The sequence below is a fragment of the Caulobacter sp. 602-1 genome (genome assembly GCF_003931565.1).
In the GTDB taxonomy this organism is placed as follows: domain Bacteria; phylum Pseudomonadota; class Alphaproteobacteria; order Caulobacterales; family Caulobacteraceae; genus Caulobacter.
On record NZ_RRYI01000004.1, the window covers coordinates 343,081 to 357,912 of the forward strand.

The 14,832-nt window shown below is 67.4% G+C and carries 8 protein-coding genes; 5 read left to right on the forward strand and 3 right to left on the reverse strand.

Annotated elements, in window-relative coordinates; translation table 11 throughout:
* Positions 1-25: 25 nt before the first annotated feature.
* A complete protein-coding gene (locus tag EIK80_RS14160; RefSeq protein ID WP_199743481.1) occupies positions 26-1,333 on the reverse strand; it encodes an MFS transporter in 1,308 nt (435 codons plus the stop codon).
* Between the two features lie 462 nt (positions 1,334-1,795).
* Here EIK80_RS14160 and EIK80_RS14165 point away from each other — a divergent pair, with 462 nt between their 5' ends.
* The 3 genes from EIK80_RS14165 to EIK80_RS14175 all read left to right on the forward strand — a co-directional run bounded on the left by EIK80_RS14165 (position 1,796) and on the right by EIK80_RS14175 (position 8,132).
* Positions 1,796-3,190: a DUF1593 domain-containing protein gene (locus tag EIK80_RS14165; protein ID WP_125157644.1), complete on the forward strand. Its 1,395-nt coding sequence runs from the start codon at positions 1,796-1,798 to the stop codon at positions 3,188-3,190.
* Between the two features lie 63 nt (positions 3,191-3,253).
* Entirely contained in the window at positions 3,254-5,554 is a 2,301-nt protein-coding gene (locus EIK80_RS14170; protein WP_125157645.1) for a TonB-dependent receptor, read from the forward strand.
* An 82-nt stretch (positions 5,555-5,636) separates the two neighbouring features.
* The gene (locus EIK80_RS14175) at positions 5,637-8,132 is read left to right on the forward strand and encodes a glycoside hydrolase family 3 C-terminal domain-containing protein (protein ID WP_158624690.1); all 2,496 of its coding nucleotides are present in this window, start codon (positions 5,637-5,639) and stop codon (positions 8,130-8,132) included.
* 196 nt (positions 8,133-8,328) lie between these two features.
* On the opposite strand, the gene EIK80_RS14180 is transcribed toward EIK80_RS14175, so the two are convergent.
* On the reverse strand, positions 8,329-10,458 hold the full coding sequence (locus EIK80_RS14180; protein WP_125157647.1) for a prolyl oligopeptidase family serine peptidase: 2,130 nt from the start codon (positions 10,456-10,458) through the stop codon (positions 8,329-8,331).
* Between the two features lie 5 nt (positions 10,459-10,463).
* On the reverse strand, positions 10,464-13,061 hold the full coding sequence (locus tag EIK80_RS14185) for a TonB-dependent receptor (protein WP_158624691.1): 2,598 nt from the start codon (positions 13,059-13,061) through the stop codon (positions 10,464-10,466).
* A 122-nt stretch (positions 13,062-13,183) separates the two neighbouring features.
* Here EIK80_RS14185 and EIK80_RS14190 point away from each other — a divergent pair, with 122 nt between their 5' ends.
* Both EIK80_RS14190 and EIK80_RS14195 read left to right on the forward strand, forming a co-directional pair.
* A complete protein-coding gene (locus EIK80_RS14190; protein ID WP_125157649.1) occupies positions 13,184-13,759 on the forward strand; it encodes an RNA polymerase sigma factor in 576 nt (191 codons plus the stop codon).
* Positions 13,756-14,655 (forward strand): FecR domain-containing protein, encoded by a 900-nt coding sequence (locus tag EIK80_RS14195; protein WP_125157650.1) that lies wholly within the window; start codon positions 13,756-13,758, stop codon positions 14,653-14,655. Before EIK80_RS14190 ends, EIK80_RS14195 begins: the two co-directional genes overlap by 4 nt.
* The last annotated feature ends 177 nt before the right edge of the window (positions 14,656-14,832 follow it).

Here is a 14,832-nt window from a genome sequence, read left to right on the forward strand (position 1 = left end):
CTATCGCCGCGCCTCCTAGGCGGGGTCAGGTCCGGCGCAGCGCGAACACCGCCAGGGCCGCGACCAGCGCCGGCGCGATGGCGGTTAGCAGCAGGCTCTGCGGCGTCCAGCCCAGGGCCAGCAGGGCGCCGCCGATGGTCGGGCCCAGGATCGAGCCGATCCGCCCAACGCCCAGCGCCCAGCCGATGCCCGTCGAGCGGATCGCGGTCGGATAGGCGTTGGCGGTCACCGCGTTCAGGCCGATCTGCGCGCCCGACACCCCGAACCCGCAGGCCGTGGCCGCCGCCAGCAGCAGGGCGGTGTTGGGGCCGGCCAGGGCGATGACGGCGATGAACAGCGCGGCGGCGAAATAGGCCGCACTGAGGATCAGATAGGGATCGCGGCGGTCGATCAGCCGGCCCAGCACGACACCGCCCACCACCCCGCCCAGGTTCAGCAGGGCGGTCGACAGGATCGCCGTCTTCAGGGGCAGGCCCAGGCTCTTCAGCAGCGACGGCAGCCAGTTGACCAGGAAGTACATGACGAGAAGGTTCATGAAGAATGCCGTCCAGACCAAGATGGTCCGCCCGGCGCGGCCCTCGGCGAACAGGGCGGCGACCGGGAAGCGCGGGGTCTGGCTGCCCTGGCTTTCGGCCCGCACCGAGGCGACGAAGGCCTCGACCGACAGCTCCGGCGAGGCCTTGCGCAGGATGGCCGCGATGCGCGGCTCCTGTCCGGGGCGCAGGGCCAGGAAACGCGCCGACTCCGGCAATAGCCACGCCAGCACGGGCAGCAGCGCCAGCGGCATGGCGCCGCCCAGCAGGAACACCCACGTCCAGCCGTGGTCGGCGATCAAGGGCGCTGTGACCAGGCCGCCGATCGTCGAGCCCAGCGGGAAGCCGCAGAACATCACCGTCACCAGCGTCGCCTTATAGCGCGCGGGCGCGTACTCGTTGGTCAGGGCGATGATGTTGGGCATGGCCCCGCCCAGGCCGATCCCGGTCAGGACCCTTAAGGCCAGCAGCTCGTCCATCGTCCTGACGCGCGCGGTCAGCAGGGCGAAGATCCCGAAGATCGCGACCGACAGCAGGATGATGATCTTGCGACCGAACCGGTCGGCGGCCGAGCTCAGCACGAAGGCGCCGATGGTCAGGCCCAGCAGGCCCGCGCCGAAGATCGGACCGAAGGCCGACGGCGCCAAATGCCAGTCCTCGGCTATGCGCGGCGCGACATAGGCGATCGACTGGGTGTCGAAACCGTCCAGCATGGCGACCAGGGCGCATAGGGCGGCGATGCCGACCTGGAAGGGGCCGAACCGAACGGGATCGATCCCGGCGCCGGGCTCCGACTGCATGCCTGCCATCACGTCTCCTCCGCGCTTGGAAAGGGTCCCGCCGTTGGCTGCTAGGCGCGCGATCCGTCTCGCGACGGCGGGGGATTATGCGCCGGCCAAGGTTGATTGGCTTGTTGCCTATAGTCAAATTCATTTCTCATGATAAAATCCGATGTAGGGATCGCGTTTTGGAGTCCGTTGGATTCAGCGTGCTGGCGGCGTCCAGGCTGACCCGTTGAAAGCCTTCGAATTTCGACCCTGCCGTGAAGGCGGTCGGAAGCGAGGCGGCACCCTCCTTTCGATCCCATAAACATATGATTTTGAAGTAGAATTGTCGAATTTCCGCTCTGCGGATAACCCGGATCGCTGTGGTTGATTGACATGGCTTCGAAGCATGGCTAGGTCTTCTGTCAAATTCGAAGAAATTCGAAAGTGAATGAAAAAGTCCGGTGATCGAACCGGGTTTCGCGAAAGGGGAGGTCGATGAAGCGTCAAGCTCGACTGTGGTTGGTCGCGATCGCTGGGCTGGGCGCCTTGGCTGCTGGCGCGACCGGTCAGGCGGCCGAGAAGCCGCGGGTCATCGTCCTGTCCGACATCGGCAATGAGCCCGACGATTCCGAGTCCCTGGTCCGCCTGCTGCTATACGCCAACGACCTGGATCTCGAAGGCCTGATCGCCACGACCTCGACCTGGCAGCGCGACAAGGTCCAGCCCCAGATGATGCATGCGCGGATCGCGGCCTATGGCCAGGTCCTGCCCAATCTTCGCCAGCATGCGGAAGGCTATCCCGACGCCGCCAAGTTGGACGCGCTGGTCCGCTCGGGCAGCAGCGCCTACGGCATGCGGGGCGTCGGCAAGGGGCTGGATACGGACGGCTCGCGCCTGATCATCGAGGCCGTCGACCGCCCCGATCCCCGGCCGGTCTATGTGTCGGTTTGGGGCGGCGCGCTGGACCTGGCCCAGGCCCTGTCGACGGTTCGCGCCACCCGCACGCCCGAGCAACTGAAGGCCTTCGTCGCCAAGCTGCGGGTCTATTCGATCTCCGACCAGGACGACGCCGGCGCCTGGCTGCGCCAGCAGTTTCCGGACCTCTTCTGGGTCGCCAGCGTGCATGGCTGGAGCCAATACGGCATGGCGACCTGGACCGGCATTTCCGGCGACGTGCGCCGACCGGTCAAATGGCCGGCGGCTGAGATGGTCACCAACGCCTGGCTAGAGACCAACGTCCGCCGTGGCCCGCTGGGCGCGCTCTATCCGCCGCACCTGTTCATCATGGAAGGCGACACCCCGGCCTTCCTGTGGCTGATCCCCAACGGCCTGAACGTCCCCGCGCATCCTGAATACGGCGGCTGGGGCGGTCGCTACGTCCCGACCTACGAAGGCGGGGTCCAGTATGGCGACACCCAAGACACGGTGACGGGCGAGGGCGGCGCGAGCTGGACCAGCAACCAGGCGACGGTGTTCCGCTGGCGCGCGGCTTTCCAGAACGACTTTGCCGCCCGGATCGGTTGGACCCTGACGTCCGACCGGACCAAGGCCAACCACGCCCCCGCGCTGGTGCTGAACGGCATCCCCGGCGACGCCCCGGCAGTGCTGGGCGCCAAGGCTGGCGAGACGATCAAGCTGAGCGCGCTGGGGTCCAAGGACCCGGACGGCGACGCCCTGACCTATCGCTGGTGGCAATATGCCGAGGTCAGCGGGCGGCCGGGCCTGTCGCCGCCGAAGCTGGACGTGGTCGACGCCGATCAGCCGCAGGCCCGCTTCGTGGTCCCGACCGTGGTCGAGCCCACCACCTACCAAGTCATTCTCGAAGTCCGCGACTCCGGCGCGCCCGCGATCACGCGCTATCGCCGGGTCTTGGTGAACGTCCGTCCCTAGCGCTCGCCGGCCCGTCGGCCGACCCGCGCCCCACCCATAAAAGCACTCCCCAGGAGAGGAACCATGAAGCACAGAACCGTCTTGTGTTCGGTCGCCGGTCTTCAAGCGCTGATCGTCGGTCTCGCCGCCAGCAGCGCCTACGCCCAAGAGGCGGCGGCCCCCCCGGCCACGCCGGATAATCAGATCGGCGAGGTCGTGGTCACGGCTCAGAAGCGGACGGAAAACCTGCGCGACACGCCCGTGTCCGTGGCCGTCGTGGCGCCCAAGCAGCTGGAAGCGGCCGGCGTGGCGACCCTGGATGATCTGGGCAAGGCTGTGCCGTCGCTGGTGGCCTCGCCGGCGACCACGACGCTGCGGCCCTTCTACACCCTACGTGGGGTCAGCACGAACGTGATCACCGTCGGCTCGCCCAGCGGCGTGGCCGTGATGCTGGACGGCGTGACCCTGGCCCCGGAATCGCTGGCCGCCCGCCAGCTGACCGACATCGCCAGCGCCGAGGTGCTGCGCGGCCCGCAGTCGACCCTGGGCGGCCGCACCGCCTCGATCGGCGTGATCAACATCGTCACCCGCAAGCCCAGCAACGTGTTCGAAGGCCGCGCCTCGATCAGCGCCACGACCGATAGCGAAGTGCGCGCCCAAGCCTTCGTGGCGGGCCCGATCAGCGACGCCGTCGGCTTCTCGCTGTCGGGTTTCCGCAATCGCACCGAGTTCGTGACCCGCAACCTGGCCACCGGCGACAACGACGTCTCCAAGGCGGCCGGCGTGCGCGGCAAGCTGCTGTTCAAGCCCAAGGACGGCTTGGACGTCACCCTGTCGGCCAACTATGTCGACGCGCGCGACATCGGCCAGTTCCAGGCCTTCGTGCAGATCGACCCGACGGCCCGCTTCCGCGGCTCCTTCGCCCAGAGCGAGGCCCTGGTCGGCGTCACGCCCAGCCGCAGCAACACCGACTACAACACCATCACCACGCCGGGTCAGCACACCAAGGACCAGCTCTATAGCGCCGTGGTGAACTACGAGGTCGGCGACTTCATCTTCAGCTCGATCACCGCCAAGTCGCACGAGGATCGCGACCTGCGCTACGACGTCTATGGCCAGAAGATCGACTGGGCCTCGCGCCTGTCGGGCGGGACCTATTCCTGGAACAATATCCAGCGCTCGCAGCTCAAGCTCGACGGCTTCAGCCAGGAATTCCGCGTCGCCTCGCACGATCTGAGCTTCGGTCGCGTGCTGGCCGGCCTCTATTACGACCACAGCAAGACCGGCTTCCAGTTCGACCGTCCGGCCTTCGGCACGCCCATTCCCCTGGGCGCCTATCGCGAGGCCAACAACAAGAGCTACGCGGCCTATGTCCGCGCAGACTTCAAGCTGACCGACAGTACGACCCTGATCACCGGGCTACGCTACAACCGCGACAAGATCGGCTACGTCTATAACCTGCAGTACAACACCACCCCGGCCAGCAACACGACGCCGTTCACCCGCAAGGGCTCGGACAGCTTCAACACGGTGGTCGGCGACGTCACCCTGAAGCAGGACATCGGCGCGCGGGCCAACGTCTATGTGACCTATTCGCGGGGCTACAAGCCCAAGGTCTACAACCTCGACGCCACGGTCACGGCGACCAACACCTTCAACCCGGTCAACAAGGAGCAGGTCGACAATTTCGAGGGCGGCCTGAAGGGCGACTATTTCGATCGCCGCGTCAGCCTCAGCCTGGCGACCTTCTATACGACCTACAAGAACTTCCAGGTCCAGGCGGTCGACCCGACCACCACCGTGCCGACCTTCCAGCTGACCAATGCGGGCAAGGCCAGCACGCGCGGCGTCGAGCTGGACACCACGGTCCGCCCGACCCACAGCCTGACGCTGAACGGCTCGCTGGCCTATGTCGACGCCAAGTATGACAGCTTCGTCGGCGCGACCTGCTATTCGGGCCAGACGGCGGCTACCGGCTGCACCACCTTGAACGGCGCCAGCTTCCAGAACCTGTCGGGCGCGCGCCTGTCGAACTCGCCGCGTTTCAAATTCAATGCCGGGGCCGAGCAGCGCTTTGATCTGTTCAGCGACCTGGAGCTGACCTTGGGCGGCGTCGTCAACTATCAGAGCAAGATCAACTTCGATCCGAACAAGAACCCGCTGGCCACCCAGGACGGCTATGCCATCGTCAATCTGTCGGCTTCGGTGGGGCGTCCGGACCAGAGCTGGTCGGTCACCGCCTTCGTCAACAATGTCGGCGACAAGCTCTATCTGTCGAACATCTCCGACGTCGGCGGCCGCTGGGGCAACAAGGCGGCGCTGGCCGGCTGGTACGGCCGCGACGCACGTCGCTACGCCGGGGTGCGCCTCGACGCCAAGTTCTGATCCTTCCCATAGCGCTTCCCCCCTTGCGCCTGGGCCGCTGGTCGGCCCGGGCGATTTTTCGTTCGGCTGGAGACTGATCCGCATGCCCTCCCGTTCGCGTTTCCCGACCAAGGCCGCCAGCATGGCCGTCCTCGCCTGGACCTTGACGGCGGCCCCGGCGGCCCTGGCGAACAGCGCCAAGGTCGAGGCCCTGATCGGGCGCATGACCCTGGACGAGAAGATCGGCTTTCTGCATGGCCAGGACGATCCGGAGCACCTGGCCGGCGGCGGTTATATTCCCGGCGTCGCGCGGCTGAACATTCCGCCGCTGCGGCTGGCCGATGGTCCGGCCGGCGTGCGGACCTCGCGGACGGCGACGGCGTTTCCCGCGCCCGTGGCTCTGACGTCGACCTTCTCGCCGGACCTGGCCAAGGCCTGGGGCGCGGCGGTGGCCAGCGAGGCCCTGGCCCGCGACCAGCACGTGCTGCTGGCCCCGATGACCAACAATGTCCGCGTGCCCACGGCGGGGCGCAACTTCGAGACCTTCGGTGAGGATCCGCTGCTGGCTTCGCGACTGGTGGCGGCCAGTGTGGCGGGATTGCAGGGCGGCGGGGTGATCGCCACCGTCAAGCACTTCGCGGCCAACAACCAGGAGACCGACCGCAAGACCATCGACGTCCAGGTCGACGAGCGGACTTTGCGCGAAATCGAGTTCCCGCCGTTCCAGGCCGCGGTCGACGCCGGCGTGGGGGCGGTGATGTGCGCCTATAACAAGGTCGGCGGCCTGGCCGCCTGCGAGAACCCGTTCCTGCTGGAAAAGGTGCTGCGCCAGGAGTGGGGCTATGGCGGCTTCGTGATGTCCGACTGGGGCGCCACGCACAGCGCCGCGCCCTCGGTGAAGGCGGGCCTCGACATGGAGATGCCGCGCGGCAAGTTCCTGGGTGAAGCCCTCAAGGACGCCGTGGCCAAGGGCGAACTGACCGAGGCGGACATCGACCGCTCGGTGCGTCGCATCCTGACCCAGATGAACCGCATCGGCATGCTGGGCGAAGCCGTCCAGCGCCCGTTCGAGGACGGCGCCCAACGCAAGGCCCATGCCGACTTGGCGCTGGAGATCGCTCTTGAAGGCGCGGTGCTGCTGAAGAACGACGGCGGCGTCCTGCCGCTGAGCGCGGCGACCCTGCAGAAGGTCGCCGTCATCGGCCCGACCGCCAAGCGCGCCCTGTATGGCGGCGGCGGCAGCGCCGAGGTCAAGCCGACGGCTCTGGACAATCCCTACGAGGCCTTGGGCGCGCAAGCCGGCGCGCCGCTGGTCTTCGCCGAGGGCCTGCGCTTGGAGGGCGAGCCCATTGCGGCGACGGCGCTCGGTTCCGACTCGGGTCCGGGCCTGGCGGGCGCTACGGGTCCGTTCATCGGCGCGGCCAGTCTCGACAAGAGCCAGTCGGCCAGCTGGGAGGGCTGGATTACGGTCCCCGAAACCGGCGACTACGAGCTGATGTTGCAGTTCACGCCGGTCGGGGGTCTGGCCCTGGCCGAGGCTGATCGCGGCATGGCCGATGTCGAGCTGGACGGCAAACGCATCATCGAGGGCGGCCGGCTGTTTGGCGGCGCGCGCCTGATTAAGACCTCGGACGGCCTGCTCAACCAGGGCCAGGTCGTGCATCTGGAGGCCGGCGTGCGTCACCGGCTGAAGCTGAGCGTCAAAGCCTCGGCTGTCGAACCGCTGCGCCTGCGCCTGGCCTGGACGACGCCGGCCCTGCGCCGCCAGCTGCTGGACGCCGCCGCGGCGGCCGCCAAGGCCGCGCCGGTCGCCATCGTCTTCGCCCATGTCGAAGGCACCGAGGGCGAGGACAACCGCTCGCTGGCCTTGCCCTATCGCCAGGACGAACTGATCGAGGCGGTGGCCCGCGCCAACCCCAACACTGTGGTCGTGCTCAACACCGGCGCGCCGGTGCTGATGCCGTGGCTGGGTCAGGTCAAGGCGGTGCTGCAGATGTGGTATCCCGGCCAGCGGGGCGGGGAGGCGACCGCCGACCTCCTGACCGGCAAGGCCAATCCGTCGGGCCGACTGCCGGTGACCTTCCCGGCCAGCGATAGCCAAACCGCCGTCGCCCAACCCGAGCGCTTCCCCGGCATCGATGGCCATCAGACCTATTCCGAGGGCGTGCTGGTCGGCTACCGCTGGTACGACGCCCTTGGCGCTAAGCCGCTGTTCCCGTTCGGTTACGGCCTTTCGTACACGCGATTCCAGTATGGCGAGCTGAAGGTCACGCCGGCAGCTGACGGGTTGGACGTGGCCTTCACCCTGCGCAACGCCGGTCCGGCGGACGGCGCCGAGGTGGCCCAGGTCTATATCGATGGACCCACCGCGCCTCCGGAGGGCCTGACCTTCGCCCCGCGCATCCTGGCCGGGTTCCAGCGTGTGACCCTGCGCGCCGGCGAGAGCCGCGAGATCCACGTAAAGGTCGAGCGGCGCGCGCTGTCCTATTGGTCGCCGCAGGCCAAAGCCTGGCGCCAGCCGCCAGGGCCGCGCCGCGTGCGGGTGGGCGGCTCGTCGCGCGACCTACCCTTGTCAAGGACGGTGGAGGCGCATCCCTAAAGTCTAATGTTGTCGTCCAACCGGCCAATTCTCGGCGCGTCTCAGGTGCGCTGAGGCTGGTTGCCGGTGGGATAGTCGGGGCGGTTGAGCGTCCAGTTTCTGGCGATGCGCCAGCGGCAGCTCTTGGCGCTAGCCGGTCACCAAGGTTATCGACGTGACCGGCCGAGAGCGGAGCGCCGTTAGGGTTAGTTCGTCCTCACTTTGGCTGACGGGTTTCGGCAGCGCGTTTCGCTTCCCAAGTCGCCTTCAACATCCCCCAACGCTCTGCCTGTTCTGGCGATATGAACGCCGACTGGGTGATGTCGCGCAGCCAGAAGTCGAACCAGGCGATATTTTCCGCCATGGCCCGCTCCCGATTGCTGGGCTTGGCGAAGATGTGGCTCTCGTCGGGATAGACCACGGTTTCCGAGGGCACGCCCACCTCGCGCAAAGCCACGTGAAGCTGGATAAAGGGCGCCCGACTGTCGGCGACCTGCTGCAGGATCGGACCCGCCGCCTGGCCGGCGCGGAAGGTCGGCGAGAGTTGCTGATAGTTCGGCGCGGCGGCGGGGTCGTAGGGCGAGCCGCCGAAGATGATCTTGTAGGGCTCCACCCAGAAGTAGCCGGCGGGCTCGAGATAGCCGCCGTCGCCGCTGGACGCGGCCTTGAAGAGCTTGGATTGGGTCATGGTCACGTTGGTGACCTGGGAACCGCGGCTGTAGCCGGCGATCCCGACACGGCCAAGATCCACCAGACCCTCCTTGGCGAGCGCCTCTATCGCGTCCTCGAACGCATGGGTGGAGCTCAGCCAGAGGAGGTCTCTGAGCCGCGCCTTGTCATGGGGGCCGCTCGAGCCCGACCATTGCTTGTAGGCCTGGTCGATCGCCTCGCTCTCGCGCCGCGAGGGATCATTGACCGCCACCACCAGATAGCCGCGCTCGGCCAGGACCTGGACGGGATACTGCCACTGGAAAGCCGCGTCGGCGAAGCGATCGAGGCCATCGCCGCCGTGGGTGACAAGGATGGTTGGATAGCGAACGCCCGGACGATAGTCGCGCGGATAGACGACAAATCCCGAAGCCTTGAAGCCGTCGCGCGTCGTCCAGACCCGCGCCGAGCTTTTCAGCGGTGAGATCGCCTCCAGATCGGGCGCTAGGTGGTCGACGGGCGTGATCTGGCCGGTCGCCGGATTGAGCCTCACCAGGACGGGCGGCCTTTCCCGCGATTGCAGGATGCAGGCGGCTTTGGTGAAGGTCTGATCGACCGCGCATCCCGTCAGGCTGCCATCGGCGGTGATCCGTTCCACGCGGCCGCCGCGGTGAACCCGCAAGAGCCCCGCGCGTCCGGTTTGTCGATCAAGGTAGCCGACCAGGGCCGTCTTTTTATCCGGCGCGACAAAGACGCCTGAGGACCAATAGACGTTCAGCACGACGTTCATCGGGCCATAGTCGACCTGACGGCCGTCCGGGGTCTTTTCCACCAGCCGCATGGCGTCGCCATAGCCGACGGTCACGAACTCGCCGCCGTCGAGCCCCAGGGGGATGCTGTAGAGACGGTCGATCTCCGAGGCGCTTGTCCGCTGGGCCTTCTCGCCATTCGACCATCGCCAGGTTGACCAAACACCCTCCTTCCACAGGAGCCGACTGTAGGTCAGGGACCTTGAACCCTGATCCCAGATGGGGTTGGCGAACAGACCGTCCGGCGCCGAGATCTGATCGACCAAGGCGTCCTGGCCGTCCGCCAAGCGGAGGCGCAACTGCAGTTGGCCCGACCCATAGATCCGCAGCAGCGGCGAGAACTGCGGATTGACCACCACGGCTTCGGGGTCTGGCGCCGAGCGCTGCTCGTACCAAAAGCCCGCCCCCTCGCTCAGCGGGCCATAGGCCGAGACGCCGACGGGGCGAAGCCGCTCCATGGCGCCGCCAACCTGATCGACCGAGGGGCTGACGATCAGGGGCTCCAGGCGCCCGGCGCGATCAAGGATGTAAAGCTGGGTTCCGGCGCCCACGTCGGCCAGCAGCATCCATCGCTGGCTGCCTGGCTGAAGGCGGACATCGCTGATCCAGCGGGCCTTGAGCAGATCGCGGCCTTGACCGGTCTCCAGGTCCACAAGCCGCAGGCGGGAGACCTTTTCGTTCGTCGCCAGGTCCCCGCGACGCACGACATAAAGCGCCTCGCGGCCGTCGGCCGACAGGGCCAGGCTGACGACCTCGGGCGCCTGGGCGACGTCGGCGATCGCCCAGGGACGCGCGACCGGGGCGGGCGCCGGGGCGGCTCGGGCTGGAGAAGAGGGCGCGGCCGCCAGGGCCAGCGGCAGCGCGAACATGGCGAGGGGAAGCCGACGCATCCGGATCACCACGACTTGCGCAGTTCGAGCGAGACATAGCGGCCCCGCGGATCGGCGTTGGCCGCGTCATACTGGACGCCCTTGGTCATCACGTTGCTGGCGTTAACGTACGGCGGCTCGCGGTCGAAGAGGTTGATCGCCGACAGAGTGACGCTCACGCCATGCAAAAGCGCGTCCCGGGCCGCGTCCGGCCTAAAGCCGATCACAATGTCCGCCGTGGTCCAGGCCTTGACCCGTTCGGTGGGGATCACGAAGCTGTTGTGATAGGGGCCGACGTGGTTGATCAGCCCGTTCACCCACCACGCGCCGCGCGTCCAGCGAAGATTGCCCTGCAGCCGTAAGCGATTGGGCTCGCCCAGATTGTTCAGAACGTCCTGCGGGTCCGAGCCCTTGGCCAGGCGAGAGGTGATCTTGAGGATGTAGGTCGCGTTGAGGCCTAGATCGTAGGCGTCGGCGCCCCGCGCGAAGCGATAGGTCGCCGAGCCGTCCAGCCCCCTCTGTCGGACCAAGGCCGCGTTGAGCGTGCTGGCGCGGTAGAGGTAGCGCACGCCGGCGCCGGTGGTGCCTCCGTAGTCATAGAGCCGAAGGCCATCGGCCTCGCGCGTCTTCCAATAGGCGATCGCCGCGGCGTCGTTTGCGAACCTGCTGATCAGGGCGCCGTAGGTGCTGGGGTGGAGGAGGGCGGTGGTGTCGAACGGCGGGGTGACGATGCGGTTTCGGTAGTCGACGTCATAATAGTTGAACTGCAGGCGCGCGCCGGGCAGCCGCTGGCTCTGATAGTCGAGGCCAAGACTGAGGGTGTCGGCCGTCTCTGGCCCAAGGTCGGCGCTCTGGCCCTGTTCGATGAAGATCGGGATCGTGCCGGGGCCATTGGGGTTGGTGAAGGGATAGCTGGCGAGCAGCAGGCCAGAGCCCTGGTTGAGCACCTCATCGGCGGCCGGCGCGCGGAAGGACGTGCCCCACGCCCCGCGCACCGCCAGGCCCTTCGCGGGCTCCCAGCGCAGGCCGATCCTGGGATTGGTCGTCCCGCCAAACGCCGAGTAGCGGTCGTAGCGAATGGCGGCGGATAGATCGAGGGATCGCACGAGCGGCAGGGCGTTGGCGTCCCCTACCAGCGGCGCGGCGAGCTCGGCATAGACCGCTCGCACGGTGCGGTTCATGGCCCGCAGGCGGCTCGTCGGGACGGTGGAATAGGGCAGGAGGCTTCGGAACTCCTCTTGCCGGTAGCCCGCGCCGACGGCCAGCCGAACGGTTCCGGCCGGCAGGTCGAACAGCGGGCCATCGAAGTTCAGGTCGACCGACCTGACGTCCTGCACGTTCTTGATGGAAACCTCGCCCAGGGTGTAGCCGACGCGCGGCGGCGTGAGCACCGAGTTGCGTTTCCAGAGCACCTGTTTGCTGAGCGTGCCCGAGAGATCACCGCGCCAAGCGCCAAACTCGGCGCGCACCCCGGCATGGACGTTGGTGTTCTCGATCCTGGCCTTGTTGACGTCGCGCGAGGTCGGGCCAAACGTGATCTGACGCCATTGAAGATTTTGCCCCGCCAACACGTCGCCATAGACCGTCACCCGATCGGTCAGGTCCTGATGGGCGCTGACGATCGCGGTGAGCTTCTGATAGGTCGGCATGATGTCGGTGGGGCTGGGCGAGGCTTGGGTGAAGCTGCGCTCGGTCACCGACAGGCGATGCTGATGCTCGTATTGCAGATTGGCCATCGCCGCGCCGCCCGACCAGCTCGCGCCGACCAGCTGGCTGATCGTCTGCTGGCGCAATCCTCCGTTGGTCACCGATCCGATGCGGGCCGAGGTCTCCGCGCCCTCGTAATCCTTGCGCAGGATCAGGTTCACCACCCCGCCCACGGCGTCGGCGCCGTAGATCGAGGAGGCGCCGTCCGTCAGCACGTCGATCCGGTCGACCGCCGCGAGGGGAACCGCCGAGATGTCGACGAAGGCGCCGAAGGCCGAGGGGGCCATCCGGTGGCCATCGAGCAGCACCAGGGTGGCCTTGTTGCCCAGGCCACGCAGGTTCACGCCGCTGGCGGCTTCGTTGTTGGTGTTGCGCAACGCGCCCGAGCCCAGCACGCCATCCTGGCTCGCACCGCTCGGCCCACCGATGAAGTTCTGCGGCAGGGTCCGCATGAAGTCCTGCACGGTGCCGGCGCCCGTGGCCGCGATCGCGCCTCGGTCAAACACCAGAACCGGACTGGTGGGGTTCTTCAGGCCCCGAATATTGGAGCCCGTCACGACGATTTCGCTGACGGCTTCGGGCTCAGCGGCGGCCGCGACGACCGCCGTTTGGGCCTGGGGGCGCGACACCACGAGCGCTCCGGAGCGATCCTTCGTTACGGTCAAGCCGGCGGCTTCGGCCAGTCTGCGCAGGCCGTCCTCTGGCGTGTAGGCTCCCTTTAGCCCGGCCGTCTTCAAGCCCGCCACGTCCTGCGGACGATAGATCAAAGGCGTGCCGCTGGCGCGGGCGAAGGCGTCCAGCCCCGCCGACATCTCGCCGGCCGGCACGTTGAAGGTGGTGGTCTGCGCCCAGGCCGCGCTGGTCAGCGCCATGGCCGCCGCGCCCGCGATGAGCGCCGTCTTAAGTCCCCGATGCATTCGGTCCCCCTCTGATACGGCCTCCCATGGCCGCATCGAGCTGAGACGAGCCGATCACGCGAACTGGTAACGGAAAAATTCTGTTCGGGGTTTGCGGGGCCCTGTCGTCTTAATCCCCTAGCATGAACACGGATGCGGCGATCAAAGCTTGGTTTCAGCGCGAGGTCCTGCCTCTCGCGCCAGGGCTGACGCGCTTCATTCGCCGCAAGTGGCCCAATGAATCCGACGTCGCCGACCTGCGTCAGGAAGTGTTCGCCCGCGTCTATCTCGCCGCGCGCGACGCCTTGCCCGTCCAAGCCAAGGCGTTCGTCTACGCGGTGGCGCGCAATCACATGATCGACATCGCCAAGAGCGCCCATGTCGTGTCCATGCGCCACGTGACCGATCTGGAGAGTGCGCCGGTTCCGGCCGATTACATAACCCCCGACCGGACCTTGCTGGCGCGCGACGAGCTGCGGCGGCTGGAGCAGGGGCTTGGCCGCCTGCCGCCCCGCTGCCGCGAGGTGGTCTATTTGCGCAAGGTCGAGGGTCTTTCCACCCGCGAGGTCGCCGAGAAGCTCGGCGTCACCGTCAATACCGTGGAGCAGCAGACGCTCTATGGCATTCGCGCCCTCAACGACTTCATGCGCGGCGGGTCGGGCAAGATCCAGCGCGCCGCCTCGGTCACGACGATCAGCCCCAAGGTGGTTCGCCGATGAGCCAGGCCGGCGAGATCGAAGAGGCCGCGGCCCTCTGGGTCATGCGGCGCGAGGAGCCCGACTGGGGGCTCGAGGACGAGGCCCGGCTGCAGGCCTGGCTGGCCCTCGACCCAAGGCATAAGGTGGCCTTCTGGGAGCTGGAGCACAGTTGGGGTCAAGTGGGGCGACTGCGGCGACATTCCACCCGGCATTGGCCCTTGGCCGCCGCGGGGGCTTTGCTCGCCGCCAGCCTTGTGCTGGTGATCGCGGGGCCGGCCTCTTTGGCCCTGAGCGTCCAGACCTATAGCACCGACAAGGGCGGACGGCAGACCACGCCGCTGAAGGACGGCAGCAAGCTTGATCTGGACACCGCCACGCGCCTGCGCGCCAAGATCGGCGCGGAGCGGCGCGAGGTCTGGCTCGAGACCGGCCAGGTCTATTTCGACGTCGCTCACGACGCCTCGCGTCCCTTCGTGGTGCATGCGGGGCCTAAGACCATCACCGTGCTTGGCACCAAGTTCTCGGTTCGCCGCGACGGCGAGCGGGTCGAGGTGGCGGTGGTCGAGGGGCGGGTTCGCGTGGACGGGGCGATCGCGTTGCCGGGCGACATCATGCTCAGCGAAGGTGAGCAGACCCGCTTGTCTTTGAACGCTCCGCAGAAGGTCGCCAACGACTTGGCCTGGCGCGACGGCATGCTGGCGTTCGATCACGCGACCCTGGCCGACGCGGCGGCCGAGTTCAATCGCTACAATCAGCGTCAACTGGTCGTCGAGGGAGCGAGCACGGCCGCCATGCAGGTCAGCGGCCGCTTCAGGGCGGACGAACCTGAGGCGTTTGGGCGCATCATGAACGAGGTCTTCCACCTCGCTCTACGGCAGGAGGAAGACAGGATCGTCATCTCCGCCTCGCCGCGCTGACGCAGCGGGCGCCTATCTCCGGCATAAGGACGAATTATTGGTGTCCCTCGGAGTGTGGCCGCTCCCGACCGGATCCATTCGCAGAGCGAGAGACCGTAGCCTTTTGGCTACATCTCAACCCCGCGCCTTGAACGCTGAATGTCCGCTTGCTGGAGGCGCGCCAACGGCAGCAACTTG

What these genes read in the sequence shown, in the direction of transcription:
- EIK80_RS14175 (WP_158624690.1), top strand. Translation starts at nt 5,637, where the DNA reads ATGCCCTCCCGTTCGCGTTTCCCGACCAAGGCCGCCAGCATGGCCGTC.
- EIK80_RS14160 (WP_199743481.1), bottom strand. Translation starts at nt 1,333, where the DNA reads ATGCAGTCGGAGCCCGGCGCCGGGATCGATCCCGTTCGGTTCGGCCCC.
- EIK80_RS14165 (WP_125157644.1), top strand. Translation starts at nt 1,796, where the DNA reads ATGAAGCGTCAAGCTCGACTGTGGTTGGTCGCGATCGCTGGGCTGGGC.
- EIK80_RS14170 (WP_125157645.1), top strand. Translation starts at nt 3,254, where the DNA reads ATGAAGCACAGAACCGTCTTGTGTTCGGTCGCCGGTCTTCAAGCGCTG.
- EIK80_RS14190 (WP_125157649.1), top strand. Translation starts at nt 13,184, where the DNA reads ATGAACACGGATGCGGCGATCAAAGCTTGGTTTCAGCGCGAGGTCCTG.
- EIK80_RS14180 (WP_125157647.1), bottom strand. Translation starts at nt 10,458, where the DNA reads ATGCGTCGGCTTCCCCTCGCCATGTTCGCGCTGCCGCTGGCCCTGGCG.
- EIK80_RS14195 (WP_125157650.1), top strand. Translation starts at nt 13,756, where the DNA reads ATGAGCCAGGCCGGCGAGATCGAAGAGGCCGCGGCCCTCTGGGTCATG.
- EIK80_RS14185 (WP_158624691.1), bottom strand. Translation starts at nt 13,061, where the DNA reads ATGCATCGGGGACTTAAGACGGCGCTCATCGCGGGCGCGGCGGCCATG.